Annotated in this window: 32 protein-coding genes; 16 read left to right on the top strand and 16 right to left on the bottom strand. The window is 69.0% G+C overall.

What is annotated here, in order from left to right; genetic code table 11:
• Window positions 1–178: 178 nt before the first annotated feature.
• The 8 genes from BUE30_RS13725 to BUE30_RS13690 form a co-directional block, all read right to left on the bottom strand.
• Entirely contained in the window at window positions 179–1,477 is a 1,299-nt protein-coding gene (locus BUE30_RS13725; RefSeq protein ID WP_073332958.1) for a DNA-packaging protein, read from the bottom strand.
• A complete protein-coding gene (locus tag BUE30_RS18065; protein WP_073332077.1) occupies window positions 1,449–1,811 on the bottom strand; it encodes a hypothetical protein in 363 nt (120 codons plus the stop codon). Before BUE30_RS18065 ends, BUE30_RS13725 begins: the two co-directional genes overlap by 29 nt.
• A 195-nt stretch (window positions 1,812–2,006) precedes the next feature.
• On the bottom strand, window positions 2,007–3,176 hold the full coding sequence (mltG, locus tag BUE30_RS13715) for an endolytic transglycosylase MltG (protein WP_073332075.1): 1,170 nt from the start codon (window positions 3,174–3,176) through the stop codon (window positions 2,007–2,009).
• Window positions 3,176–4,435 carry a beta-ketoacyl-ACP synthase II gene (gene fabF / locus BUE30_RS13710; RefSeq protein WP_073332071.1) on the bottom strand — a complete coding sequence of 420 codons (1,260 nt, stop codon included), beginning with the start codon at window positions 4,433–4,435 and terminating at the stop codon, window positions 3,176–3,178. The genes mltG and fabF overlap by 1 nt, the downstream gene beginning before the upstream one ends.
• Before the next feature lie 336 nt (window positions 4,436–4,771).
• Window positions 4,772–5,008 carry an acyl carrier protein gene (locus tag BUE30_RS13705; protein ID WP_073332068.1) on the bottom strand — a complete coding sequence of 79 codons (237 nt, stop codon included), beginning with the start codon at window positions 5,006–5,008 and terminating at the stop codon, window positions 4,772–4,774.
• Between the two features lie 204 nt (window positions 5,009–5,212).
• Window positions 5,213–5,950: a 3-oxoacyl-[acyl-carrier-protein] reductase gene (fabG, locus tag BUE30_RS13700; RefSeq protein ID WP_073332064.1), complete on the bottom strand. Its 738-nt coding sequence runs from the start codon at window positions 5,948–5,950 to the stop codon at window positions 5,213–5,215.
• Window positions 5,951–5,967: 17 nt separating this feature from the next.
• Window positions 5,968–6,900, bottom strand: coding sequence for an ACP S-malonyltransferase (gene fabD, locus BUE30_RS13695; RefSeq protein WP_073332061.1), 933 nt, complete (start codon window positions 6,898–6,900; stop codon window positions 5,968–5,970).
• A gap of 79 nt (window positions 6,901–6,979) precedes the next feature.
• Window positions 6,980–7,660 carry a hypothetical protein gene (locus BUE30_RS13690; RefSeq protein ID WP_073332057.1) on the bottom strand — a complete coding sequence of 227 codons (681 nt, stop codon included), beginning with the start codon at window positions 7,658–7,660 and terminating at the stop codon, window positions 6,980–6,982.
• 298 nt (window positions 7,661–7,958) lie between these two features.
• Here BUE30_RS13690 and rpsF point away from each other — a divergent pair, with 298 nt between their 5' ends.
• The 7 genes from rpsF (at window position 7,959) to BUE30_RS13655 (ending at window position 13,050) form a co-directional block, all read left to right on the top strand.
• Complete coding sequence (rpsF, locus tag BUE30_RS13685; RefSeq protein ID WP_073332052.1) at window positions 7,959–8,312, top strand: 30S ribosomal protein S6; 354 nt, start codon at window positions 7,959–7,961, stop codon at window positions 8,310–8,312.
• Between the two features lie 12 nt (window positions 8,313–8,324).
• Window positions 8,325–8,552: a 30S ribosomal protein S18 gene (gene rpsR / locus BUE30_RS13680; protein WP_073332047.1), complete on the top strand. Its 228-nt coding sequence runs from the start codon at window positions 8,325–8,327 to the stop codon at window positions 8,550–8,552.
• A 13-nt stretch (window positions 8,553–8,565) separates the two neighbouring features.
• The gene (rplI, locus tag BUE30_RS13675) at window positions 8,566–9,204 is read left to right on the top strand and encodes a 50S ribosomal protein L9 (RefSeq protein WP_073332044.1); all 639 of its coding nucleotides are present in this window, start codon (window positions 8,566–8,568) and stop codon (window positions 9,202–9,204) included.
• Between the two features lie 412 nt (window positions 9,205–9,616).
• Entirely contained in the window at window positions 9,617–9,964 is a 348-nt protein-coding gene (locus tag BUE30_RS13670; RefSeq protein WP_073332039.1) for an ArsR/SmtB family transcription factor, read from the top strand.
• A complete protein-coding gene (locus BUE30_RS13665) occupies window positions 9,961–10,479 on the top strand; it encodes an SRPBCC domain-containing protein (protein ID WP_073332035.1) in 519 nt (172 codons plus the stop codon). Before BUE30_RS13670 ends, BUE30_RS13665 begins: the two co-directional genes overlap by 4 nt.
• Entirely contained in the window at window positions 10,476–10,889 is a 414-nt protein-coding gene (locus BUE30_RS13660) for an SRPBCC family protein (protein ID WP_073332031.1), read from the top strand. The genes BUE30_RS13665 and BUE30_RS13660 overlap by 4 nt, the downstream gene beginning before the upstream one ends.
• Before the next feature lie 193 nt (window positions 10,890–11,082).
• Window positions 11,083–13,050, top strand: coding sequence for a bifunctional 2',3'-cyclic-nucleotide 2'-phosphodiesterase/3'-nucleotidase (locus tag BUE30_RS13655; protein ID WP_073332026.1), 1,968 nt, complete (start codon window positions 11,083–11,085; stop codon window positions 13,048–13,050).
• A 129-nt stretch (window positions 13,051–13,179) separates the two neighbouring features.
• Here the strand turns inward: BUE30_RS13655 and BUE30_RS18170 are convergent, their stop codons facing one another.
• Entirely contained in the window at window positions 13,180–13,305 is a 126-nt protein-coding gene (locus BUE30_RS18170; RefSeq protein WP_280157197.1) for a hypothetical protein, read from the bottom strand.
• 70 nt (window positions 13,306–13,375) lie between these two features.
• Window positions 13,376–13,813, bottom strand: coding sequence for a glutathione S-transferase N-terminal domain-containing protein (locus tag BUE30_RS13650; RefSeq protein ID WP_212590725.1), 438 nt, complete (start codon window positions 13,811–13,813; stop codon window positions 13,376–13,378).
• A gap of 127 nt (window positions 13,814–13,940) precedes the next feature.
• On the opposite strand from BUE30_RS13650, the gene BUE30_RS13645 reads away from it, so the two are divergent.
• Both BUE30_RS13645 and BUE30_RS13640 read left to right on the top strand, forming a co-directional pair.
• Window positions 13,941–15,242, top strand: coding sequence for a PQQ-dependent sugar dehydrogenase (locus BUE30_RS13645; protein ID WP_073332020.1), 1,302 nt, complete (start codon window positions 13,941–13,943; stop codon window positions 15,240–15,242).
• Window positions 15,243–15,321: 79 nt separating this feature from the next.
• On the top strand, window positions 15,322–16,674 hold the full coding sequence (locus BUE30_RS13640; RefSeq protein ID WP_073332017.1) for a methyl-accepting chemotaxis protein: 1,353 nt from the start codon (window positions 15,322–15,324) through the stop codon (window positions 16,672–16,674).
• A gap of 84 nt (window positions 16,675–16,758) precedes the next feature.
• Here BUE30_RS13640 and tig read toward each other — a convergent pair whose 3' ends face one another.
• Window positions 16,759–18,105 carry a trigger factor gene (gene tig / locus BUE30_RS13635; RefSeq protein WP_073332013.1) on the bottom strand — a complete coding sequence of 449 codons (1,347 nt, stop codon included), beginning with the start codon at window positions 18,103–18,105 and terminating at the stop codon, window positions 16,759–16,761.
• An 879-nt stretch (window positions 18,106–18,984) separates the two neighbouring features.
• Between tig and BUE30_RS17590 the strand changes: the two genes are divergently transcribed.
• The 7 genes from BUE30_RS17590 to BUE30_RS13605 all read left to right on the top strand — a co-directional run bounded on the left by BUE30_RS17590 (window position 18,985) and on the right by BUE30_RS13605 (window position 22,632).
• Entirely contained in the window at window positions 18,985–19,659 is a 675-nt protein-coding gene (locus BUE30_RS17590) for a hypothetical protein (protein WP_139300569.1), read from the top strand.
• Window positions 19,660–20,039: 380 nt separating this feature from the next.
• Window positions 20,040–20,273, top strand: a complete 234-nt coding sequence (locus BUE30_RS13630; protein WP_073332010.1) for a BLUF domain-containing protein — start codon at window positions 20,040–20,042, stop codon at window positions 20,271–20,273.
• Window positions 20,273–20,494 (top strand): hypothetical protein, encoded by a 222-nt coding sequence (locus tag BUE30_RS13625; RefSeq protein WP_073332005.1) that lies wholly within the window; start codon window positions 20,273–20,275, stop codon window positions 20,492–20,494. Before BUE30_RS13630 ends, BUE30_RS13625 begins: the two co-directional genes overlap by 1 nt.
• 64 nt (window positions 20,495–20,558) lie before the next feature.
• Window positions 20,559–20,810: a hypothetical protein gene (locus tag BUE30_RS13620; RefSeq protein ID WP_073332000.1), complete on the top strand. Its 252-nt coding sequence runs from the start codon at window positions 20,559–20,561 to the stop codon at window positions 20,808–20,810.
• 175 nt (window positions 20,811–20,985) lie between these two features.
• Complete coding sequence (locus tag BUE30_RS13615) at window positions 20,986–21,351, top strand: hypothetical protein (RefSeq protein WP_073331995.1); 366 nt, start codon at window positions 20,986–20,988, stop codon at window positions 21,349–21,351.
• 561 nt (window positions 21,352–21,912) lie between these two features.
• A complete protein-coding gene (locus tag BUE30_RS13610; RefSeq protein ID WP_073331990.1) occupies window positions 21,913–22,116 on the top strand; it encodes a hypothetical protein in 204 nt (67 codons plus the stop codon).
• A gap of 159 nt (window positions 22,117–22,275) precedes the next feature.
• On the top strand, window positions 22,276–22,632 hold the full coding sequence (locus BUE30_RS13605) for a DNA-binding transcriptional response regulator (RefSeq protein ID WP_073331986.1): 357 nt from the start codon (window positions 22,276–22,278) through the stop codon (window positions 22,630–22,632).
• 26 nt (window positions 22,633–22,658) lie between these two features.
• Here the strand turns inward: BUE30_RS13605 and BUE30_RS13600 are convergent, their stop codons facing one another.
• The 5 genes from BUE30_RS13600 to BUE30_RS17585 all read right to left on the bottom strand — a co-directional run bounded on the left by BUE30_RS13600 (window position 22,659) and on the right by BUE30_RS17585 (window position 25,266).
• Complete coding sequence (locus BUE30_RS13600; RefSeq protein WP_073331981.1) at window positions 22,659–23,753, bottom strand: GGDEF domain-containing protein; 1,095 nt, start codon at window positions 23,751–23,753, stop codon at window positions 22,659–22,661.
• 202 nt (window positions 23,754–23,955) lie between these two features.
• Window positions 23,956–24,195 carry a hypothetical protein gene (locus BUE30_RS13595; RefSeq protein WP_073331977.1) on the bottom strand — a complete coding sequence of 80 codons (240 nt, stop codon included), beginning with the start codon at window positions 24,193–24,195 and terminating at the stop codon, window positions 23,956–23,958.
• A 63-nt stretch (window positions 24,196–24,258) separates the two neighbouring features.
• Window positions 24,259–24,654, bottom strand: coding sequence for a hypothetical protein (locus tag BUE30_RS13590; protein WP_139300568.1), 396 nt, complete (start codon window positions 24,652–24,654; stop codon window positions 24,259–24,261).
• A gap of 25 nt (window positions 24,655–24,679) precedes the next feature.
• The gene (locus BUE30_RS13585) at window positions 24,680–25,054 is read right to left on the bottom strand and encodes a hypothetical protein (protein ID WP_073331968.1); all 375 of its coding nucleotides are present in this window, start codon (window positions 25,052–25,054) and stop codon (window positions 24,680–24,682) included.
• Entirely contained in the window at window positions 25,051–25,266 is a 216-nt protein-coding gene (locus tag BUE30_RS17585) for a hypothetical protein (RefSeq protein WP_139300567.1), read from the bottom strand. Before BUE30_RS17585 ends, BUE30_RS13585 begins: the two co-directional genes overlap by 4 nt.
• Window positions 25,267–25,454 lie beyond the last annotated feature (188 nt).

The raw sequence follows: 25,454 nt of genomic DNA, 5'->3' as shown, positions 1-25,454 counted from the left end.
TGGCGCTCCCCGGGATCGCTTGCGTCGGGACCGACAATCGCAGGACCGGGTGAAGACGGGGCGAGCGCGCCGCGCGGTGCCCCGGCCGTCGGCGCAACGCCCCCGGGAGGACGGCGCCCACGAGAAAGGGCCGGCGCGTCCCCCGCGCCGGCCCCCCGGAATCGCCGTCTCGGTTGTCCTATCGCTGGATCGGCCGCATCCTCGGCCCGGCCCCGCCGGACGCCGCCTGCAGGTCCGAGAGCGCCCAGACCAGCGCGTCGACCCGGTCGGGCGAGCCCGGCCCGTCATAGCCGCGCGCCGTCATCAGCAGCATCTCGGCCTCCAGTGCGGGGAACGCGCCGGCATGGACGATCCGCCCCTGCTCGTAGAGCGCGGCGACCGGTTCGGCACGGACGCCCTTGGACTTCGTGGCATGGACGGCGCGGTAGTTCACCAGCGGGTCGACCTGCCGCACCACCGCCGCGACCATCGCGCCGCCCATGTTGACCTCGGCCACCAGCCGGTCGGCGCCGTGACGATGATAGGCCTCGACCGCGGCCCGGGCCCAGACATGGGGGCTTGCCGCCTCGACCGTCGCGTCCTCGAGCACGCAGGCCCGCCATTCCGTGCGCGAGGCCCCGGCGACCGCGCCCGCCACCACGATGCCGCAGGCGTCGGATCGGCTGTGCCCGCTGGCCGGCGGATCGACCGCGACCACGATCCGGTCGATGCCGTCCGGTCGGGGCCCCCGCGCCCGCGCGATCAGGTCGTGCGACCAGAGCGCGCCGGGCGGCGTCTCGATGTAGACGCCGTCGAGTTCCTGGCTCGCCAGCGCCCCGGCCCCCAGCATCGCCCGCATCTCGCGCAGGAACCCGGGGGCGAGGTTGGCGGCGTTCGCCTCGGACACGGCATGGGTGACGACGGTCGAGGGCAGGTCCATGATCTGCCGCAGCAACGGGCCGCTGCGCGGCGTGGTGGTGGCGCAGACCCGCGGATCCTCTCCGAGGCGCAGCGCCAGCGCGAGCATCCGCCAGGCGTCCTCGCCCTTCTTCCACTTCGCCAGTTCGTCGACCCAGGCCGCGTCGAATTGCGGGCCGCGCAGGCTTTCGGGCTCGCTGGCCGAGTGCAGCGTCGCCTGAGCACCGTTCGGCCATTCCAGCATCCGCCGGGTCGCCCGCCATTCGGGACGCCGGTCGGGCGGGCTGGTGGCCAGAAGCCCGCTTTCGCCGAACACCATGACCTCCCGGGCCTGGTCGTAGGTCTCGCCCACCAGCGCGATGCGGCGGGACCGGCCCGGACTGCGCGCCCGCGCGCCCTCGACGCGGGCGCGCACCCATTCGGCCCCCGCCCGCGTCTTGCCGGCCCCGCGTCCGCCCAGGATCAGCCAGGTCCGCCAGGCGCCGCCGGGCGGCCGCTGATGCGGCAGCGCCCAGGCGTCGAAGAGCCAGGGCAGCGCACGCAGCTCGGTCTCACTCAGGTCCTTCAGGTCCTCGGCGATCCTGGCAGCATTGCCGCAGCCGCGCGATCCGGCAGCCGAGATCGGCGCGGACGGCGTCGAAGTCGATCTCGTCGGGGGCGAGGTAGGTTCCGTCATGGCGTTCCCTCCATTCGTTGAACCTGATCTCGATCTGCAGGGCCATCCGCAGGCTCTGCTCCAGCTCGCCGGCCTTCTGGACGAGGTCGCGGATCGTGAACTCCCCGGTCTCGTCCTCGACGGCGTCGAGGACACGGCGCACCGACTTGCGCACGCTGCGCAGCAGGGCGAGCGACTCGTCCAGCAGGTCCGCAAGGCCCGGGGGGACCGGCGGCGGGTCCGTCCTGTGATCGGTCATGGGACATCTCCGGTGATCTAATGAAGATCGCCAGAGGATCGCGCATCGCCCTCAAGGCCTGCGGAAGGCATCGCGCGGTGCTGGGGGAATCGGGGCCGTCGGTTCCGCCCGGCTGCCGATGTCGGAGGGCGCGGGGGGACGGCGCGCCGCCGTTGAACGGGCCCCGCGGCAGCCGGACCGGCCGCCCCGGGGGCCTCAGCCGTCCTCGGCCGCCACCGCGGCCTGCTCGGCCTCGATGGCGCGCCAGGCGGCGACGTTGCGGTTGTGATCGTCGAGATTGGTGGCGAAGGCGTGCCCGCCGGTCCCGTCCGCGACGAAGAAGATGTAGTCCGTCTCGGCCGGATGCAGCGTCGCCTCGATGGCGAGCCGGCCGGGATTGGCGATCGGCGTGGGCGGCAGCCCCTCGATCACGTAGGTGTTGTAGGGCGTCGCCTCGCGCAGCTCGGACGCCCTGAGGCCCCGGCCCAGCACGCCCTGCCCGTTGGTCACCCCGTAGATCACGGTGGGATCGGTCTGCAGGCGCATGCCCTGCCGCAGCCGGTTGACGAAGACGCTCGCCACCTGCGGCCGTTCCTCGGCGATACCGGTCTCCTTCTCGACGATGGAGGCCATGATCAGCGCTTCCTCCGGCGTCTCGTAGGGCAGGCCCTCCTCGCGCTCCGCCCAGGCGGCGGCGAGGATCGCGGCCTGTCGCCGCTCCATCTCGGCGATCACGCCCGCGACGTCGTCGCCCGGCACCACCTCGTAGCTGTCGGGCGAGAGGTAGCCCTCGGCCGGGATCTCGCTCACCTCGCCGTCGAGCACGTCGAGCGCGTTCAGCGCCTGCACGACCTGCCAGGAGGTGACCCCCTCGGCCAGCGCGATGCGGTAGCGGGTATCAGCGGCCTGCCGCACCTCGGTGTATTCGGCCGGCGCCTCTTCCGTGGCGGGATCGAACTCCGCCACCTCGGCGAAGCGGCCCGTCGCGGGGTCGAGCTCACGCACCTGGGTCGAGGCGCTGTTCACGCCGATCCGGTAGACCACCTCGGTCCCGCAGGTCGACTGGCCGCCGCGGGTCACGATGTCGACGATCTCCTCCATCGGCGCCTGTTCGGGGATCAGGTAGCTGCCGGCCTTCAGCTCGGAGGAGCGGCCGGCATAGTCACTGCCGATGCGGAAGATGGTGCCCGAGGTCACCGCCCCCTGCGCTTCGAGCTCTTCGGTCACCCGGCCCATGTTCGAGCCCGGGGCGACGGTGACGCAGATCGCCTGCGACAGCGGCCCCGGCGCGCGGTACTGCGTCGTTCCCCAGGCGATGATCCCGCCGACGAGGAACAGCGCGACGACGAAGAAGGTCAGCGCGTTCGAGGCGATGTTCCGCCACATCACGGCGCCCTGCCGAAGATGACCGAGGCGTTGGTGCCCCCGAAGCCGAAGGAATTGGACAGCGCATGGTCGATCCTGCGCTCGACCTTCGCGTTCGGGGCGAGGTCGACCGGGCTTTCGGCCGCCGGATCGTCGAGGTTGATCGTCGGCGGCGCGACCTGATCGCGGATCGCGAGGATCGAGAAGATCGCCTCGATCGCGCCCGCCGCGCCCAGCAGGTGCCCGGTCATCGACTTGGTCGAGGACATGGTGACGTTGCCCGCCGCCTCGCCCATCAGCCGCTCGACGGCCTTCAGCTCGATCACGTCGGCCATCGTCGAGGTGCCGTGCGCGTTGATGTAGTCGATCGCCGACGGCTCCAGCCCGGCATCCGCCAGCGCGGCCTGCATCGAGCGGTAGCCGCCGTCGCCGTCCTCGGACGGGGCGGTGATGTGGTAGGCGTCGCCCGACATGCCGTAGCCCAGCACCTCGGCGTAGATCTTGGCGCCCCGGGCCACGGCGTGCTCGTACTCCTCCAGCACGACGATCCCCGCGCCCTCGCCCATGACGAACCCGTCGCGGTCGGTGTCGTAGGGGCGCGACGCCCTGGTCGGGTCGTCCGCGCGCTTGGTCGAGAGCGCCTTGCAGGCGTTGAAGCCGGCGATGCCGATCTCGCAGATCGCGGCTTCGGCCCCGCCCGCGACCATGACGTCCGCCGCGCCGCGCCGGATGATCTGGGTCGCGTCGCCGATGGCATGCGCCCCGGTCGAACAGGCGGTGACGACCGCGTGGTTCGGCCCCTTGAAGCCGTAGCGGATCGAGACCTGGCCCGAGATCAGGTTGATGAGGGCGCCGGGGATGAAGAAGGGCGAGACGCGGCGCGGCCCCTTCTCGTGCATCGTCAGCACCGTCTCCTCGATCGACTTCAGGCCGCCGATCCCCGACCCGATCAGCACGCCGGTCCGGGTCAGGCTCTCCTCGTCCTCGGGCGCCCAGCCGCTGTCCTCGACCGCCTGCTGCGCGGCGGCGATGCCGTAGAGGATGAAGTCGTCGATCTTGCGCTGTTCCTTCGGCTCCAGGTAGCGGGCGGCGTCGAACGTGCCGTCCGTCCCGTCGCCGCGGGGCACCTCGCAGGCATAGGTCGTTGTCACGCGCGACGTGTCGAACTGCGTGATGGGACCGGCGCCGGATTGTCCGGCCAGGATCCGGCTCCAGCTTTCCTCGACCCCGTCGGCCAGCGGCGTGACGAGGCCCAGTCCGGTGACAACGACTCGGCGCATGACGCCCCCCAAACGCTTGTTCCAGTGCGGGCCCGTCCTACACGCGCCCGCCCTTCAGGGGCAAGCCTAAGGGCCCTCCCGCCCGGCAGGCCCCCGCCGAGGGGTGCCGTCATCCCGGTCGCGCCGCACCCGCCGCACCGCCCGGCCGGACGCCGCGGGACGCGGAGGGCGGCGCTCCGCCGCCGCCGTCGCGCCGCCCGCCGGGGGCCGCACCGGGCCCCTCCACTCCTGGAGCGGCCCCCCGCCCGGCGGCCCGGACCGGGGCCCGGAACGAGAACGGGCGGCCCCGAGGGGCCGCCCGTCCGTCGCGTCGCAGGAGGCGAGGCCCGGAAGGGCTCAGGTCGCGTCCTTGATGTACTTCACGGCGTCGCCGAAGGTCTGGATGTTCTCGGCCGCGTCGTCGGGGATCTCGATCCCGAATTCCTCTTCGAAGGCCATCACCAGCTCGACGGTGTCGAGGCTGTCGGCGCCGAGGTCGTCGATGAACGACGCGTTCTCGGTCACCTTGTCCTCTTCGACGCCCAGGTGCTCAACCACGATCTTGCGCACGCGGCTTTCGACGTCGTCGCTCATGTCACTTCCTCACGTTCTGTCCGGCCCGCGGCCGTTTGCTTGCCCTTGATGGGGCGGCTCGTTGCCCGATTGCCGGGGCCTTGTCCACCCGCTCCGGTAGCGGAAACGGGCGAAAATCATCCCCGGACATAGCAGAGATCGGGGGACAGGCAAACGCTTTCACCGGCGCGGCGCATGCCCCCCTCTGCCACGCGCCCGCGGCGGTCAGAGCATCGCCATCCCGCCGTTCACGTGCAGCGTCGCGCCCGTGACATAGGCTGCCTCCGGGCTGGCGAGGTAGAGCGCGGCGGCCGCGATCTCGTCCGCCGCGCCCATCCGCCCGGCGGGGATCTGCGCCAGGATGCCGGACTTCTGCTCGTCAGTCAGCTTGTCCGTCATGGCCGTGGCGATGAAGCCGGGCGCGACGCAGTTCACGGTGATCCCGCGGCTCGCGACCTCGTAGGCGAGCGATTTGGACATCCCCACCATGCCGGCCTTGGCGGCCGCGTAGTTCGCCTGCCCCGGATTGCCGGTCGCGCCGACGATGGACGAGATGTTGACGATCCGCCCCCAGCGGGCCTTCATCATGCCGCGGATCACGCCCTTGCACAGCCGCATCGTGGAGGTGAGGTTCACCTCCAGGACCTGCGCCCAGTCCTCGTCGTTCATCCTCATGAAGAGGTTGTCGCGGGTGATCCCGGCATTGTTCACCAGGATGTCGACCCCGCCCATCGCCTCGGCCGCGCGCTTGGGCAGGCTCTCGACCGCCGCCGCGTCGGACAGGTCGCAGGGCAGGACATGCGCCCGATCGCCCAGCGTGCCGGCCAGCTCCTGCAGCGGGGCCTCGCGGGTGCCGGACAGGGCGACGCTCGCCCCCGCCCCGTGCAGGGCGGTCGCGATCGCGCCGCCGATGCCGCCGCTCGCACCGGTGATCAGCGCGTTTCTTCCCGTCAGATCGAACATGGTTCCGTTCCTCCCCGTCACGCCGCGCCGGCGGCGTCCTTGACCTCGTCCGGCGTGCCGACCTGCCGGACGGACGCCTCCTTCGCGATCCGGCGGATCATGCCGGACAGCGCCTTTCCGGCGCCCATCTCCCAGAACTCGGTCACGCCCTGCGCGGCCATCCACGAGACGCTCTCGCGCCAGCGGACGGCGCCGGTGACCTGATCGACCAGCAGGCCGCGGATCTCCTCGGGGTCGGTGACCGCCTCGGCACGGACATTGGCGACGACCGGCACGGCCGGCGGGGCGAGCGTCACCTCCGCCAGGGCCGCGCGCATCGCCTCGGCCGCGGGCTGCATGAGCGCGCAGTGGAACGGGGCCGAGACCGGCAGCATGACCGCCCGCTTCGCGCCCTGCGCCTTCGCCGCCTCCACGGCGCGCTCGACCGCGGCCTTGTGGCCCGAGACGACCACCTGCGCCGGGTCGTTGTCGTTCGCGGCCTGACAGACCTCGCCCTCCGACGCGGCGAGGGCGATCCCGGACGCGGTCTCGAAATCGAGGCCGAGCAGCGCCGCCATCGCGCCCTCGCCCGGGGGCACCGCCTTCTGCATCGCGTCGCCGCGGATCCGCAGCAGCCGCGCCGTGTCGGATAGCGACAGGCTGCCGGCGGCGCAGAGCGCGGAATACTCGCCGAGCGAATGGCCCGCGACGAAGGCTGCGCTCGCCATCTCCACTCCTTCGGCCTCCAGTGCGCGCAGCGCGGCGATCGAGGTCGCCATCAGCGCGGGCTGGGCGTTGCGCGTCAGGGTCAGCGTCTCGGCGTCGCCCTCCCAGACCAGGGTCGAGAGCGCCTCGCCCAAGGCCGCGTCGACCTCGTCGAAGACGGCGCGGGCCTGCGGGTAGGCCTCGGCCAGGGCGCGCCCCATGCCGACGGCCTGGGCCCCCTGCCCCGGAAAGACGAATGCGCGCATGACGGGTCCCCCTCGCTGGTTGGGGGGTGATCTAGCGGCCGGGACGGCGGGCGACAACCGCCGGGGGTCCGCGGCGGGGTCAGGCGGGCCGCGGCCTGCGCCGGCGCTCGACGAGCGGCTGCACGGCATCGAACTGCGCGGCGCGGCGCGACCCGGCGGCCAGGTCCCGCGAGAGTCGCCCGACCAGCGGCGCGATCGCCGCCCGCTCGGCGCGCACGACGGTCAGCGATTGCGTCCCGTCGAGATCGTGCAGCATCAGCCAACCGAGATCGCCCCGCCCCCGGCAGGGCTCGAAGGTCGCCCGTCCCAGCCCGTCGAAGCCGTAGCGGGCGCTCAGCGTCGGCCGCCCGGCGCGGTTGCGCACGACCTCGCGCAGCTCGCCCAGCGAGGTGTCGAACTGGAACTCGATCCGGTCGCCCCGGGTCGCGAACCACAGAAGCAGCCCCGCCAGGGCGGCCATCAGCACCGTCGCGCACAGCTTTATCGCGAGGATCCCGCCATCTCCCGCGCCGCTGCCGAACAGCCAGAGCGCGATCGCCGCCCCGGCAAGCACGCAGCCGAGCAGCGCCGCCACGGCCTGACCCACGACGACATAGGCCGGGGCCGGCTCGGTCGAGCGCAGGATGTAGCCCCAGTAGGTCTCGACCACCTCGAACCGCCGCGAGGGGCCGGGCGCGTCCGCGCCCTCCGCCCGTCCGTCCCCGCCGGGCGTTCCGAAGGAAGCGCGGGGGCCGGCGGCGGCGTCTGCGGCGGTGCTCATGGGTCGGGTCCTCGTCCGTCTCGCGGCCTCCGCCCATCGGGATCCGCCCCCGCATCTGGCGCGCAGATTGGGGCGGCATCTGGGCGGGGCACGGGAAATGCGGTGACGCCGGCCCGCCGGGCTCGCCCGCGGCGCCGCCCCGCCCGGCCCCCGCGCCCCTTGCGCCGCGGCCCCGCCCGGCGTAAGGGCGGGACTTCTTCCGCGGACCTCACCGATGAACCGCGCAGTCTCTCGTGGGCGGGGGGCGGAAGAGCCTCGGCCCCGTCCTATGAAATGCGCCGCGACAACAGGAGAATGCATGCCGCTGTACGAGCATGTCTTCATCGCGCGTCAGGACCTGTCCAACGCGCAGGCCGAAACGCTGATCGACCATTTCACCCAGGTCCTTTCCGACAACGAGGGCAAGGTCCTCGACAAGGAATACTGGGGCGTCAAGACGATGGCCTACAAGATCAACAAGAACCGCAAGGGGCACTACGCCTTCCTGCGCACCGACGCCCCCGCGCCGGCCGTGCAGGAGATGGAGCGCCTGATGCGCCTGCACGACGACGTCATGCGCGTCATGACGATCAAGGTGGAGGCCCACGAAGAGGGTCCCTCCGTCCAGATGCAGAAGCGCGACGAGCGCGATTCGCGCCGCGACCGCCGGTAAGGAGATCGACACATGGCCGCCAAACCGTTTTTCCGCCGCCGCAAGACCGATCCGTTCGAGGGCCCCGACGCGCCCAAGATCGACTACAAGGACACGCGTCTGCTGCAGCGCTACATCTCCGAGCGGGGCAAGATCGTCCCCTCCCGGATCACCGCCGTCGGCGCCAAGAACCAGCGCAAGCTCGCCCAGGCGATCAAGCGCGCCCGGTTCCTGGCCCTTCTGCCCTACGCCGTGAAGTAAGGAGGGACACCCCATGGACGTCATCCTGCTGGAACGCGTCGCCAAGCTCGGCCAGATGGGCGAGATCGTCTCCGTGAAGGAGGGCTACGCCCGCAACTTCCTTCTGCCCCAGGGCAAGGCCCTGCGCGCGAACGAGGCCAACAAGGCCCGGTTCGAGGACCAGAAGGCCCATCTCGAGGCCCAGAACCTCGAGACCAAGAAGGAGGCCGAGAGCCTCGCCACCCGCCTCGACGGTGAGACCTACGTCATCATCCGCCAGGCCTCCGACGGTGGCGCGCTCTACGGCTCCGTGACCCCCCGCGACGTGGCCGAGGCCGCCGGCGGCAAGGGCACGACCATCGACAAGCGCCAGATCGTGCTCACCGGCCCGATCAAGGAGCTCGGCCTGCACAAGGTCACCGTGAACCTGCACCCCGAAGTCGACGTGCAGATCACCGTGAACGTGGCCCGCTCCGAGGAGGAGGCCGAGCTCCAGGCGTCCGGCAAGTCGATCCAGGAGGCCGCCGCCGAAGAGGAGGCCGCCGCCGAATACGAGATCCAGAACCTGTTCGACGACATCGGCTCGGCCGGTCAGGACGAAGGCACCTCCGTCGACGACATCCTCGATGCCGTCGGTGGCGGTCGCTCGCGGGACGACGAGAACCGCGACTGAGTCCGGATCGTCCGGCGCCGCTACGGAAGGGCCGCCCCGCGAGGGGCGGCCCTTTCGCGTTCCGGGGTCGACGCCCCGCGGCCGCGGACGGACGCGGAGGCGCCTGCGGCCCGCCCCGGCCCGCTACGCGGTCCTTTGCGCCGCCCCGGCCGGTTCCTCACCCCGCTGTTCGTGCATCCCGCCCCGCGCGATAGCGACGGAGCGCTGCCGCTTCCCCCGTGGGACCGCCCCCGCTTCCGACGCCGGACGGCGCCCTGTGCTCGGCTAGCCCTGTGCTCGGCTCGCTCGGTGCAGACATCTACCCCGAAAAGGGCGCCACGCCGCGCCGAGGGACAGCCCCTGCCCGCCCGGAACTCCCGCAGTGAAAACTTTCCCCTTGATCTAACCTTTCGATCCGCTCATACTTAGCCGTATGGAAAACAGTTACACCGATCTCGACCCCGTCTTCCGGTCCCTCGCCGATCCGACCCGACGCGCGGTCGTGCAGCGGCTCGGCCGGGGCGACGCGACGATCAGCGAACTGGCCGAGCCGTTCCCGATCTCGCTCCCCACCTTCCTGAAGCACATCGCCTCGCTGGAAGCGGCCGGGCTGATCGAGACGATCAAGGTCGGACGCGTCCGCACCTGCTCGCTCAGGCCCGAGACGCTCGGCGCCGCCGAGCGCTGGTTCGAGGCACAGCGCGAATTGTGGAGGGGGCGCTACGCCCGGCTCGACGACCTGCTGGAAGACATGCAAACCAAGGAGGACAGAAGAACATGAAGCCCGATCACCGCTTCGACTTTGTCGTGGACCGCGCGGCGCATACGATCACCATCCGGCGCGACTTCGCCGCGCCGAAGGAGATGGTCTGGGACTGCTACACCCGGGCCGAACTGCTCGACCGCTGGTTCTCGCCCGCGCCCATGACCACCCGGACGGAATCCATGGAGTTCCGCCCGGGCGGACACTGGCACTACGTCATGCTCGATCCCGGCGGCGCCGAATACTGGAGCCGTCTCGATTACGAGGAGGTGGAGCCGACGGACCGCTTCACCGGCCATGACGGCTTTACCGACGCGACCGGCATCGTGAACCTGGACCTGCCGCGCGCTCATGTCGAGAACCGCTTCACCGGATCCGGCGATACCGCCACGGTGACGGTGGTGACCACCTACGCCTCGGCCGAGGACATCGACACCGTCGTCGGGATGGGGATCGAGGCCGGCATGGGGTCGACGCTCGACCGGCTCGACACGCTGCTCGCCGATCTGCAACCCGAGAGGACCAGAGCATGACCGACCCGATCGCCATCGAGACGATGGTCTCGAAGACCCCGGCCGAGGCCTGGGACAGCTACACCGCCCCGGACCACATCACACGGTGGAACTTCGCCGACCCGTCCTGGTGCTGCCCCTCCGCCAGCAACGACCTGCGCGTCGGCGGCGAGTTCAGAAGCCGGATGGAGGCGCGCGACGGCTCGATGGGCTTCGACTTCGTCGGCACCTACGAGGAGGTGACGCCGGCCGAGAGCCTGGCCTACCGGCTCGAGGACGGCCGCCGCGTGCGCACGACCTTCGCCCCGGTGGAGGGCGGGACCAGGGTGACGACGACCTTCGATCCCGAGGCCGGGAACCCGGTCGAGATGCAGCGCGGCGGCTGGCAGTCGATCCTCGACAGCTACGCGGCCCATACGAACGGCCTCTGATCCCGGGCACGGGCGGCCCCCCGCCCCGCCCCCGGCAGCCCCGCGACTGCCCGCCTCGCGGGCAGCCCGCCCTGCCTGCCCTCGCGAAAACCCGCGCGGAGCCCGCAAGAGGGTCGCATCCCTGTCACGACCGTCCGATACTCCCGCCATGACTCGCCCGGCAGCAGACCGGGATCCATCAGGGAGTAGACCTATGACCTTCCGCATCTCGCGCCGCGCCTTCCTCGCGAGCACGGCCGGGGCGACCGCCGTCGCCCTCCACCCCTTCTCCGCCCGCGCCCAGGCAGGCCAGGCCCACCTGCGGCTGATGGAGACGACGGACATCCACGTCCATGTCTGGCCCTACGACTACTACGCCGACCGCGAGGCGGACACGCTGGGCCTCGCCCGGACCGCCGACCTGATCGACGGGATCCGCTCGGAGGCGACGAACTCGATCCTCTTCGACAACGGGGATTACCTCCAGGGCAACCCGATGGGCGATTACATGGCCTACGAGAAGGGCATGGACGACGAGACCGTCCACCCGGTCATCGCCGCCTTCAACGCGCTCGGCGTCGAGGGGGCGACCGTCGGGAACCACGAATTCAACTACGGCCTCGACTTCCTCATGAAGTCGGTGGACGACACGACCTTTCCCGTCGTGCTCGCCAACGTCGTGACCACCATGGGCGCGACCCCGCTCGAGGACGAGACGCTCCTCCAGCCCTACGCGATCATCGAGCGCGACATCACCGACGGCGCGGGCGAGACCCACCCGATCCGCATCGGCATCATCGGCTTCACCCCGCCGCAGATCATGACCTGGGACCGCGCCCATCTGGAGGGCAACGTGCAGGTCCGCGACATCGTCGAGACGGCGGAGGCCTATGTTCCGCGCATGAAGGAGGAAGGCGCCGACATCATCGTCGCCCTCGCCCATTCCGGCATCGGGCCCGAGGAACACGAGCCGATGATGGAGAACGCGGCGATCCCGCTCGGCCGGGTCGAGGGGATCGACGTGGTCTTCTCCGGACATTCCCACCTCGTCTTCCCCGGCCCCGACTACGCGGACTGGCCGGGCGCGGATGTCGAGGCCGGCACGCTGGGCGGCAAGCCGGGCGTGATGGCCGGCTTCTGGGGCAGCCACATGGGCCTCGTCGACCTCGCGCTCGAATGGGACGGGGAGCGCTGGCAGATCGCCGGCCACGAGGTCGAGGCGCGCCCGATCTCCGAGCGGGACGCGGACGGCAACGTCGTGCCGCTGGCGGACAGCTACGAGCCCGTGCTCGAGGCGACCGAGGCGGAACACGAGGCGACGCTCGACTACGTCCGCGCCGAGGTCGGCCAGACGGACGCCCCGCTCTATTCCTACTTCGCGCTGGTCGCGGACGACCCCTCCGTCCAGATCGTCTCGAACGCCCAGACCTGGTATGTCGAGCAGCAGCTCGCCGGGTCCGAGCATGCGGGCCTGCCGATCCTCTCCGCCGCCGCGCCCTTCAAGGCCGGCGGTCGGGGCGGCCCGGACTACTTCACCGACGTGCCCGCAGGCCCGGTGGCGATCAAGAACGTCGCCGACCTCTACCTCTATCCCAACACGGTCCGCGCGGTGCGGATCACCGGGGCACAGGTGAAGGACTGGCTCGAGCGCAGCGCGGGCATGTTCAACCAGATCACCCCGGGCGAAGAGGACCAGGTCCTGCTGAACCCCGACTTCCCGTCCTACAATTTCGACGTGATCGACGGGGTGACCTACGAGATCGACCTCAGCCAGCCGAACCGCTTCGACCGGGACGGCAACGTGGTCAACGAGGGCGCGAGCCGCATCGTGAACCTGCAATACGAGGGGCAGCCCATCGACCCGGCGCAGGAATTCATCGTCGCGACGAACAATTACCGCGCCTCTGGCGGCGGCAACTTCCCCGGCGCGCAGGGCGACACGATCGTCTTCGAGGGGCCGGACACGAACCGCGACGTGATCGTGCGCTACATCGTCGACCAGGGCACGATCAGCCCATCGGCCGACGCGAACTGGAGCTTCGCCCCGATGGACGGCACCACCGTCCTCTTCGACACCGGCCCCGCGGCGGCGACCTATGTCGACGACGTTCCCGGCGTGGAGCTTTCGCCCACCGACGAGACCACGCCCGAGGGCTTCGCCCGCTTCCGCATCCGGCTCTAGCGTCCCTAGAACGGCAGCACCGATCCCGCGCAGGCGGGGCGGCGCATCCCCGCCCGATCACGGCCCCCGCGCGCGAGTGCGGGGGCCGTTTTCCGGCCGGCCGGGGGGCGGACGCGCCCGCGGCTCCCGTCAATCCGCCATCGCGAAATGTGCCTGCTGGTCGCGGCGGACCCTGGCGAAGGCGGGGCGGGCGGTGGCCCCGCCCAGATGGGCCTTGCAGGCGGGAAACTCCGCCCGTCCGTCGAACCGGTCCACGGAGGCAGCACGTCCGCCAGCAGGATGTCGGCCCCCGAGAATTCCCCCGCCAGCCAATCGCCGCGGTCCCTCAAACGCGGTATCGAGCTCGCCCAGCCGCATCGTCAGCAGCTTGTCCCACCGCGCTTTCCCCGCCGGATCGGCGGTCTCCCCCTCGAAGGCGACGAGGCTCCAGGGGAGGGAGAAGATCTCCACCGAGTTCAGCGGCGCGAAGGGCCACTGGATCGACTCGGATCGAGCGGCGGGCTCCCGCGGGCAGCAATCCGCCCTTCTCGCCGATATGCAGCAGGATCGCCCCGCTCTCGAAGACGGTCCGAGCCGCATCCTCGATCCATGGAACCTGGCGGAACGGCTGGTGTGCCCGGTGGTCCGGAGCCCGGTCCCGGAACGGGGTGCTTTCGACGCGGTAGTCGAGGCCCGCCTCCTCCAGCGCCCGGCGCACCCGCAGGCCGCGGACATGGCCGCGCGGCGGCTCGGGCATCCGGTCGTAGGTCGTCAGAACGATCATGGCCGGTCTCCTGGGATCCGTCCCGCCAAATGCCGCGCGTCGACCGTTCGCTCCACCCGATGGACTTTCCGCATCGATCCGGGCATCACTCGCCGGTAAACCGCTTTCCCACGACAGGAGGCCCCGGATGGCCCTCTCCGATATCGCCGCCCGCGGCGTGGCCCTCATCGGCGCCGCTGCGATCCGCGCCCGCCGCTTCACCCGCCATGACGGGCCGCCCGCCATGGGCGGGGCGCCCGACATCCCCGAGGCGCGCTCGCAGAAGATCATGACGCTGAAGATGCCGACCGCGAAGGGTTGGCAGGGCAGCCACATGCCGACACCCGCCGCGGGCCTGGCCGTGACGCCCTTCGCCCGCGATCTGCAGCATCCGCGCTGGATCCATGTCCTGCCGAACGGCGACACGCTGGTGGCCGAGGCGATTCCCGCCCGCGGCAAGCCGCGATCCGCCTTCGACTATGCCGCGCAGGTGACGATGCAGCGCGCCGGGGCGATGGGCGTCAGCGCCAACCGCATCACGCTGCACCGCGACCCCGACGGCGACGGCATCGCCGAGATCCGCAAGGATTTCGCGACCGGGCTCAACCAGCCCTTCGGCATGGCACTCGTCGGCGACACCTTCTACGTCGGCAATACCGACGGGCTCGTCGCCTTCGACTATGTCGAGGGGGCGGACAGCGTCTCGGGCCCCGGCCGCAGCATCGCGCCCTTCCGGCCCGAGGGGCACTGGACCCGCTCGCTCCTGCCCTCGCCCGACGGCACCAGGCTCTTCGCCGGCGTGGGTTCGCTCTCCAACATCGGCGATCAGGGGATGGAGGCCGAGGAGGGCCGCGCCGCGATCCACGAGATCGACCTCGCCACCGGCGCGCAGCGCATCTTCGCCTCCGGCCTGCGCAATCCCGTCGGGCTCGCCATCGAACCCACGACCGGCACGCTCTGGACCGTGGTCAACGAACGCGACGGCCTCGGCGACGAAACCCCGCCCGACTACCTGACCAGCGTGAAGGACGGCGGGTTCTACGGCTGGCCCTGGTGCTACTGGGACCGCATCGTCGACGACCGCGTACCGGCGAACCCCGCCATGGTGGCGAAGGCCGAGACGCCGGATTACGCGCTCGGCGGGCATACCGCCTCGCTCGGGCTCTGCTGGGTGCCCGAGGGCACGCTTCCCGGCTTCGGCGAGGGCATGGCGATCGGGCAGCACGGCTCGTGGAACCGGGCGACCCTGTCGGGCTACAAGGTGATCTTCGTGCCGTTCTCGGACGGCAGGCCCTCCGGCCCGCCGCGCGACATCCTGACCGGGTTCCTTTCGGACGACGAGAAATGGGCGTACGGCCGCCCGGTCGGCGTCACGCTCGGCGGCGACGGTCGGTCGCTGCTGGTGGCGGATGACGTGGGCAACGTCGTCTGGCGTGTCACGGGGGCCTGAGCCCGCCGGAGCGGTTCATGCGACGGTAAGGGGCCGGGTCTAGACGGGGGCGTGACCCCGACCTGACCCGGACCCTGCCATGCCCCTCTTCTCGCGCGCCGCGGCCCCTTCCCCACTCGACCCGGCCGATGCGGCCCTCCTGCAGATGGTCGACGCGACCCAGGCGGTGATCCACTTCACCCCCGACGGCACCATCCTGCAGGCCAACGCCAACTTCCTCTCCGCCCTCGGATACACGGCGGACGAGGTGGTCGGCCGGCACCATTCCATCTTCATGGAGGACAAGTTCAGGGACAGTCCCGATTACAGGACCTTCTGGACCCGCCTCGCGGCGGGAGAAAGCATCTCCGACACCTTTCCGCGACGTTGCAAATCAGGCGACCGGGTCTGGATCCAGGCCACCTACGCCCCGGTGCGCGATGCGGCGGGCCAGGTCTCCCGCGTCGTCAAGGTCGCGACGAATGTCGATGCCAGGATGGAGGCGGTGACCAACCTCGCCCGCGGTCTCTACTTCCTGCGCGAGGGCAACCTCGATCACCGCGTCGCGTCCAGCCCCCTGCCGGACATGGACAACCTCGCCACTGCCTACAACGCGGCCGTCGACAACCTGAAGGAGCTGATCGCGAAGGTCGACGCCATCTCATCCCGCCTCGCGCAGACCTCCTCCGCGCTCACCGCGTCCTCCGGCGACCTGGCCAAGCGGACCGAGACGCAGGCTGCCACGCTGGAACAGACGGCCGCCGCGATCCAGCAGCTCACCTCGGGCGCGCGCAGCGCCGCGGACAGCGCGAAGGGCGTCTCCGACGCCGCCCGCCAGGCCCGGGTCGCGGCGGAGGGCAGCAACGACTCCGTCCGCCGCGTCACCGCCGCGATGGAGAGGATCACCGAATCGTCGCGCCGGATCTCGCAGATCGTGCACGTGATCGACGACATCGCCTTCCAGACCAACCTGCTCGCGCTGAATGCGGGGGTCGAGGCGGCCCGCGCGGGCGAGGCGGGGCGCGGATTCGCCGTCGTCGCGTCCGAGGTGCGCGGACTGGCCCAGCGCTCGTCGGAATCGGCCCAGCAGATCAAGGACCTGATCGAGGAAAGTTCCCGCCAGGTGACCGAGGGCGCGGATCTCGTCGATCACACCAACGCAGAGCTGGCGCGGATCTTCGAAGGGGTGGGCACGATCTCGGACGGCGTGGGCGAAGTGGCCGGCACCCTGTCGGAGCAGTCCATCACCCTGACCGAGATCAATGCCGCCATCGCCCAGCTCGATTCTGTCACGCAGCACAATGCGGCGATGGTGAACGACACGATGGCCTCGAGCGACTCCCTCACCCGCGACAGCGAGGCGCTGGAACAGGAAGTCGCCTGGTTCCGTGACGCGGCAGGCCGCGAGGGGACCGCGCGCGCGGGCCGTCCCAGCCTGCGGCTCGCCGGCTGACCGGCCGCATCGGCCTGCGCCGCACCGAAAAAGAGGCCGCCCCGGCAGGGACGGCCCCGAAGATCCGCAACGGCGAGACGCCGATCAGGCCTCGGCCGCCTCGTCGGCCTCCAGCTTCTCGACCGCGGCCTGAAGCTCGTCCTTCGTGACGGTCTTCTCTTCGACCTTGGCATTCTCGAAGATGTGGTCGACGACCTTGTCCTCGAAGATCGGCGCCTGGATCTGCTGCCGGGCCTGGGCGTTCTGCTGAACGTATTCGAAGAACTGCCGCTCCTGGCCGCGATACTGGCGGGCCTGGTTGAGGATCGCCTGGGTCAGCTCGGCATCGGTGACCTGCACCTCGGCCTTCTGGCCCACATCGGCCAGCAGCAGCCCCAGCTTCACCCGGCGCTCGGCCAGCGCCTTGTGCTCGTCCGTGGGCTCGATCCGGTCGTGATCGTGGCCGTGGTGGTCGGGATTCTCCTCGTGCCACAGCTGGTGGGCGATCTGGTTGGCCTCCGCCTCGACCAGGCTCGGCGGCAGTTCGAAGGAGACCGCCTCGTCCAGCGCGTCGAGAAGGGCCCGTTTGGCGACGGCGCGCGAGGCCTGGGCATATTCGGCGCCCAGCCGCTCGCGGATCTGGGTCTTCAGCGCATTCAGATCCTCGGCCCCGTACTTCTTGGCCAGCTCGTCGTCGATCTCGGCCGGCTTCGGCGCCTTGACCGCCTTCACGGTGCAGGTGAACACGGCCTCCTTCCCGGCGAGATGGGCGGCCTGGTACTGCTCGGGGAAGGTCACGGTGACCTCCTTCTCCTCGCCGTCCTTCACGCCGACCAGCTGCTCCTCGAAGCCGGGGATGAAGGAGTTGGAGCCGAGCACGAGCGGGTAATCCTCCGCCGCGCCGCCCTCGAACTCCTCGCCGTCGACCCGGCCGACGAAGTCGATCACGACCTGATCGCCGTCCTTCGCCTTCGAGCCCTTCTTGCGGTCCTCGAAGTCCTGGGCGTTCTCGGCCAGGTTCGCCAGCGCCTCGTCGACCGCGGAATCGTCGGCCTCGACCTTCAGGCGCTCGATCTCGATCTTCGAGAAGTCGACCTCCGGCACCTCGGGCAGGCGCTCGTAGGACACGTCGACCTCGACGTCGTCGCCTTCCTTCCAGTCGTCGTTGGTCATCTTGACCTGCGGCTGCATCGCCGGGCGGTCGCCCGTCTCCTCGAGATGCGAGGACAGGGCGCCGTCGATGGTCTCCTGCATCGCCTCGCCGAGGAGGCGGGGGCCGAACTGCTTCTTCAGCATCGGCAGCGGCACCTTGCCCTTCCGGAAGCCCTTCATCGCCACCTCGGGCTGCGCCTCGCGCAGCTTCTCGGTGACCTTCTCGTCGAGTTCGGCGGCCGTCACCTTGATCTGGTAGCCGCGCTTCAAACCCTCGTTCAGCGTCTCGGTGACTTGCATCTCGGGCGCGTCCTCTTCTTGCCGTCCGGCATGGATGAAGGCCGCCCCGAGGGCGGCCGCAATTGACTGGCGGCCCTTCTATGCGGGGGGTCATTGCGGCGCAAGGCGGAACCTCGGCACGGGGGCGGGCCCCGTGGACGGTCCGGCATGCGCGGCGGGGCGACCCGGCCCGGCCGACCGGTCCCGATGGTGCGGGTGAAGGGACTCGAACCCCCACGCCTCGCGGCGCCAGAACCTAAATCTCGCGACCATCGAGCGTAGTCAACGCAGATCCCAGGATAGTTTCCCAAGACGAAACGGGAACAAATGGTGAAAGCGGGAAACGTCGCTCAGAGGCAGCCGCGACGAAACCCGCAGCTCCCGCACGATGTCTCGCAGTGCGGCCGAGGCGAGCGCCTCGATCGGCCCGGCCGGTGCCGGCCAGTCCATAGCGAGCGGCCGGCTTTGCAGGATGAGCTCATCGAGCTCGGCGCGGGAGCTGCGGCGGGGCAGAGCCAGGGGAGGACCTCGGCGAAGGCCAAGGCGGGGGTGATCTTCGCGAGCTGGGCGGAGGTCAGGGCGGAACGAACCAACGTAGGCAATCTATGTGGCGGCGGCGGCAGCTCAGTCGCCGCAGACCGCCGAGATGGGGATCGTAGGTTACTTTCTTGCCCGGTTTGAGCGCGCAATCGCGCGGGGCGCCAGCTCGTCAACGTGACGGGCAGGGGCCGGGAGAAGGAACCGGCAATAGTGACAACTCGTTCGACACAGCCTAAAGTCATTTGAGGTGAGTGGCCGAACTGAGATTGCCGCGAACAGAAGACTTCCGCGGAATGGAGTATAGCTTTGAAGGTATTGCTGCCCTGCGCGGTATGTTTTCACGAGAATGGGTGGCCGGACATGTCGCTTTCGATTCTCAATCTTAACGATGAGGGCTATTACACCATCGTATGCCAAAATGGTCACCAAACCAATACAATAATTTGGCAACCGAAGTACGAGCTACTTTTTGAGTTGGGGATGAACGCAATCGCAGACGGTTATCTTCGAGAAGGCGTGACTGCGTTTGCGTCCAGCCTAGAAAGATTTCGAGAAACCTGTTTTCGCTTTATCCTTCATTTAGCTGATGTTGATCATTCTTTTGTCGATGAGTCATGGAAGAGAAATTTCGTTAGATGGTCCGAACGTCAATATGGGGGCTTTCACGCCGTCTGGCTGGTGACCATAAAGGGTGCGCCAAAAACTATCACGCCAAAGCAGACCGAATTAAGAAATAAGGTCGTTCATCAGGGATATATTCCGACCTTAGCTGAGACTAAGAGCTACGGCGAAGCAGCCGCGCATGAGATTGAGGAAAACTTCCGAACGCTCGTTGCGACTTACGGCAGCAAAGTAGATGAGTTTCTTCGTCATGAATTCTCGGGCCGCGCAATGATGAAGAATGTTGATATCAGCACTCTATCTATACCGACAATAATAGGGACCAGACTACAATCCCAAAATAGTATCGAATTTGACGACTGGATCGAGAAGATTAGGAAAGATCGCGTAATTTTCGACTGGCCGAAACCTTAAGGCTCAATTGCCACTAACTGATCCCCAATCCTTGACCTGTATGTCTGGAATCTTTTCTCTACACCCCGGCTCTCGACTCCGCCCATGCCAGCCCCAACCTGCCCCGCCGTGAACTGAGAACCCGGCAACTCGATCGAAGTCGAGGCCTAGATCTTTATCGACAATAGCCCGTACGGGCAGATCGATCGCCGGCGGTCCGGCCGTTGCGTCCGCCCCTCCCTGCCGCGAACTGAGCGACAGCTGTTGCCCCAGCGCCATCGCCATCGGCCGCCTTGGTGGCGCGCCGAACTACGCCATTGAAATCTACCCGCTCGCCTGCTGAGTTCGGGGCCTTGTTCCTGTGGGCAGCTTGGCCAAGGTCGACCTGCCGAGGTTTATTGATGCTGTACCGGCTCGCCTATGTCAGCTCCGCAGTCCGGCCGCTGTCCCCGGATGCGGGGAGGGAGCTTCTGCTGGTGTCACGGAGGAATAACCTCCGCGACGAAATCACCGGCTTCCTCTGCTATCGGAACGGGATGTTCTTCCAGCTGCTGGAGGGACGGAGGTCGGATGTCGAGAAATGCTTCGGCCGCATCTACCTCGACGCCCGGCACGGCGCCCCGCCCCCATCCTGATGGAGGAGATCGAGGAGCGCTCGGTCCCGGATTTCTCGATGGCCTACATCACCCGGGACGAGATCCGGCAGGAACGGCTGAGCATCCTCCGTACGATGAAGGGGTTCCGAGACCACGACGCGCCGCGGACCAACGACCCGGCCGTCGCCGATCTCATCGGCACCTTCACCGGCGCGCTGGCGCGCCAGCGATGGAGCGGGGAAGCCAGGGGGCTGACCTAACGACCCCCCGCGCCTGCATCAAAGTGCCCCTCGACAGGATACGGCTTCGCTGCGACATCGCCCCATGCCCCGCCGCAGCTCCCGCCCCGACCTCGACCTCAACTTCCCCGTGCGCGTGAAGATCCGCGTCCCGCCGACCGGTCTCGGCCAGCGCCTTGTCGAGGCGATCCAGTGGCTGCGCCGCGAGCTGCCGGACCGGCATGGCCATGGCTCCGCGCGAATGCTGCGCGGCGACGCGATAGCGCTCCACTTCGTCAGCCTCGAGGACGCCGCGCACTTCGTCGCGGCCTTTCCGGACTTCGAGCTCGCCGTCTGAGCGGATCACTCGCTGCCCTGCGAAACATCGGTGTCGCAGCCCGCGCCCGCCTGTGTCGAAAACTAAGCAGCAACGGATTGTTTCCGCCTCCGAGCTGCCACGATTCCGCCATACTCCTTGCCGGACCGCGGTGAGGGTGCCTATAGGTCACCCGCGCCGTCAGTGATCGGGTGGGTTGGCCGTGCAATACGACATGATCCTGCGGGAGAGCGCGCTGAAGCGGCTGCCGGGCATCCCGAGCCTGAGACTTCGGCTGGCGCGTGAGGGTCAGCTGGTCGGGTGCCCGCATTACGGCCGCTTCTGGTACGCCCGGGACGAGCAGCAGGGGCAGATCGGGCCGATGATCATCACGGCGGAGAGCCACGAGGCGACCTGCGCCAGGGCCACCCCGGAGGAGCGCCGCGCGATCGCCCGCCTCGACGAGGACGAATGGCGGACGAGCCGGCCGGGCTTCATCGTGGACAACGACCACAGCCATTCCGGCTTCGGAGGCGAACCGGTCTGGCCACGACCGGCGCGCGGCCGTTCCGCGACGACCTGACACCTGCTCGTAAGGCCGGCGCGCGGCGGCTCCATGGGCCACGGCCACCGGTCTGGCTGGCAGTTCCCCGGTTGGGCTCAGAACGGAGCGTTTCCCGGATCGTGGGTGATCTCGAGGCCATGCGATTCTAGATCGGATGGGCGGCACCCACGCGATGACGCCTCCCGAAGCAGGTCCTGAAATGCCGAGCGACGCAGTCTTGAGAGATCGAGCGGAAGCTCGAGCCGAGATCCTCGAGGCCGACGGCCCCCTGAGGACGTTCGAGGACCGGCTGATGGGATGCCCGCACTGCGGGCGACACTGGAGCAGCCTTGAGGTTCAGAGCCATCCGCCTGGGTCCCTGCTGACTGCTGCCTGGAACCACGTTCGGGTCTGTGCCCACGCGACGCCGGAGGAGCGGAGGGCCATTGCGCGGCTGGACGAGCGGCGCTGGCGCGTCAGTCCCCCGCCCCACACCGTCGAGAACGATCACCGGCATCCAGGCTTCGACGACCGGTCCACGGCTCGTTAACCAGTCGTTAACCCCTTCACAGGCAACGCTCCCCCACGGGAGAGTGGAGCATGAAACGCTGGCAGTTCCGCGCCGGATGTCGGCTTGCGGGGTGGTCGGAGATCGACGCCGCGCGGGCACTCGGGATCACGGTCGACGATTTGCGCGAGATCGAGAGTGGAGACCTGGACACCGAGCTGACCGGGCCGGTGATCGACCGCGCGCGGGACCAGTTCCTCGCGTGGCGGCTGGCGAGCGCCCTGCGGCTCAGTTAGCGACACAGCATCACGATCGTTCGTCGCCTCGATCTAGGGTCGCACTGCGGGCGCCCCGAAATTTGCGAATGCCTGAATTCCCGGAAACTACTCGCCGACGGCGCGCGTAGACGTCGCGGTGGCGCGAGGTCGGTGCCGCGCGGCATTCCGAGGGCGACGATGGATCAGACGCGCGTCCTCATACTGGAAGACGAGCTGCTATTGTTGCTCGACCTGTCGCTCATGATCGAAGATGCCGGCTGGCAGAGCGTTCCGGCAGGGAACGTAGGCACGGCGATCACGATCCTCGCGGAACACGCGCCAGACGTGGCCATTCTGAACCTGCTCATGCCGGATGGAGGGACGTCGGAGGCTGCGGCCATCCGGTGCTCAGAACTCGGGGTGCCCTTCCTGCTGTATACGGGAGCAGCGGACCTCAGCGGCGAGTGGATCAGAAGACTCTCGCCCGTGATCCTGTCGAAACCGTCAAGCCACGAGGTTATCATCTCGGCAGTCCGAAAGCTGCTGAGCCGGTAGGCCGTCTCCTGCCAGCTCGGGCAGCACTAGATCCCGTCGGCCAAGAACGGGAAGTCCGCGAACTCGACCCGGTTCCTCCCCCGATCCTTCGCCGTATACAGGGCACTGTCAGCGATGGCGATCGCCGGCTCGAGCTCCGGGAACACCTGCCCGAAGGTGACCACCCCAACGCTTGCCGTGACGACCAGCTCGGGGCAGTCGACCAGGACGATCTCGCCGATGCGCATACGGACGCGTTCGGCAACCCGGAGCGCGTCGATCCGGGTTGCACCTGGCAGAAGCACGGCGAACTCCTCCCCGCCCAAGCGCGCGACGGAGTCCTTCGACCTCAGGGCGAGCCGTGTCTGCTCGACGACCGCCTTCAGGATCTTGTCTCCGACATCATGGCCGTGACGGTCATTCACCGCCTTGAAGTGATCGAGATCGAGAACGAGGATCGCGGCTCCCCGGTCGTCGTTCAGCGCGGCGGCCTCACGGTACCGCGTGACCAGGCCCCGACGGTTCAGCGCGCCGGTCAGAGGATCCGTGAGCACTTCGCGGAGGAGGTCGCGCTGCTCCCTGGTCAGCGACCGTTCACGCTCGATCATGGCTCCGAAGATCAGGGCCCCGATAACGTTGAAGAGGACCTGAGCCGGGACCGCCAGTTCCAGCGCGGCGTTTCGCTGGGCCGCGGGCAGCAGGAACACCACGACGAGGGCGAGCGATATGCTGAGCCCCATGACAGGGAACCGCCACCACTTGAGCGCGACAGCCTTCAGGCTGCTCGGGTTCCAGAGAAGCCCGATGAAGGCAGCGATCACCATCGACCCGACGCCGATCATCGCCCCGCTACCGCCGATCATCAGCCGCGTTCCACAGGCGACGAGGAGCGAAGCCGCGGCGCCGATCGGCCCGAGAAAGGCCCCCGAGAAGGCGACGAAGAGGTTGCGGCTGTCGACGATCACGCCGGGCGCGACCTCCACCGTGTTGAACATCACGAAGGCCGCTCCGATCCCGAACACGAGGCCGAGGAGCAGGTGACGGATGTATCGTGGCCAGCGTCGGCGCTGGACCAAAGCGTATGATCCGGTAGCCAGGGCCATGATCCCCAAGCCGTTCATGAAGCTGATGAAGACTTCCATTCTGGCACCCTCCACTTCCATTGCCCTCAAGCAGACGCGGACGAAAGTGGCGCCGGAAAGGCGGTCAGGTGGCTTGGCGCTAGGTAAGGTGGGAGTTAGCGCCCCGACCCGGCGAGAAGGAGCCCGGCGAGCCGGAGCGCGGCACCGCGGCCGACGGGTTCACGAAGTGGCCGGGGCGGCGGGGGGACCCGACCTAGCGCGATCAGCCGGTCTCGGCCGGGCCGCCGGCTTGGCGACTCTCGCAATCCATCAGGCTCAGCTGCTCGTCATCCGCCACCCACCCCCAGACGAGCGCCGCGATCCCGGACCAGCACATGAGGGCCCAGATCCAGACCACGGGGGACGGCCGCCAGGTCTCGGGATCACGGCTTTCCATGTTCAACAGCTCCGACTTCCACCGGAAGAGGATACGCAACCTCTGGCTGTATCGCCAGCGATACATGTGATCATCGGGGTGCAGGAGATTCGACGGCGCGAAGCTGCTGGCTTCAGCGCCTCGTCGCGCTCAGGGCGACAGAGGACACTCCCGCGCCCCGAGCCTGATCACCTCGGCCCCCGTCATCTCCATCGGCACCATACCTAGAGGCAGCGACAGGAACCACGCTGCAATCGCTGGCGGGTAGTGCCCGGCCAACACCTCCCGCCAGTGCTGCGTGTCCGGGGTCGGCAAGTGGAAGATCAGCCGGGCGCCGGAATGCACACAGCCGGTAGCCAGGTGCATCGTGCAGGCGCTCATGCAGCGGCCCTGGATCTCCGCCGGCTCCACCTCCGCCCGGATCAGCGCAGCCCGTGCTCCGATGCGCCCGCCCCGGTCGTAATCGATCACATAGGCGGACGGCCACAGCGCCCACAGGATGCCACCCAGCAGGCCGATGATGGTCAGCAGGAGGGCGGCGATCATCGAGGCGCCGGGCGCGCCGTGGCGGTCAGGGGGCATCGCTCGGAGCAATCTGCACCAGCCCCGCCTCCCCCATCAGCCCCGCGAGCAGCTCCTGCCCTGTGTCGGCATGCCCCGCGCGCGGGGCGAAGGCGAATTTGACCTGCGCCAGCACCTCGGCGATCGACGCCTGCTCCTCCCCCTCGATCCCGTCGATCCCCGCCTCGATGTAGGCGAGGTCCTCGGCGAAGGAGAGCATGGCAGGCGCGGCCAGGACGAGGTGCGTGGCGGGGCCGTCGGGATCCGGGCCCGCCTCGACCGAGAAGTTGGCGGGGCCGTGCTGCATGCCGGCGAGCATGCGGTTCGCGGCATCCCGGTGGGCGACAGGGCAGATCCCGGCGACGGTGAGCGTGTAGGCGGTCATGCGGCCTCCAGCCATAAAGCCGACTTTTCGGCCACCTGCTCGAGGGTAAGAGCTTCCTGCAGAGCGGCCACGCGATAGATGGACCCTCGCCATTCACCTGGCGTGACGCCGGTGTTCTTCAGAAGCGTGGCGATGCCAATGTCGAGATTGAGCGCCGGTGCCCCTGATTGCGCTTCGTCGAGATAAGGCACACCGTTCCAGAAGCCGCGCACTCGAGTGCCGCTCCAACTAATTGCCAGAACGCCGGTCTGCCCTGTGATGACAGGACCGATGCCGTAATCGCCCGAGTGCTCGTTCCCGACCCCTGTCGGGCGCCATGGAAAACTACCCCCCTGACGACATGAGGAACTGACCCCCTTTGTCGGAAGGAGGTCACATGACGGAAGCAGTATCGCAGGGT

It is taken from the genome of Wenxinia saemankumensis (assembly GCF_900141735.1).
GTDB lineage: Bacteria > Pseudomonadota > Alphaproteobacteria > Rhodobacterales > Rhodobacteraceae > Wenxinia > Wenxinia saemankumensis.
This window is presented reverse-complemented; position numbering and strand designations above follow the sequence as displayed.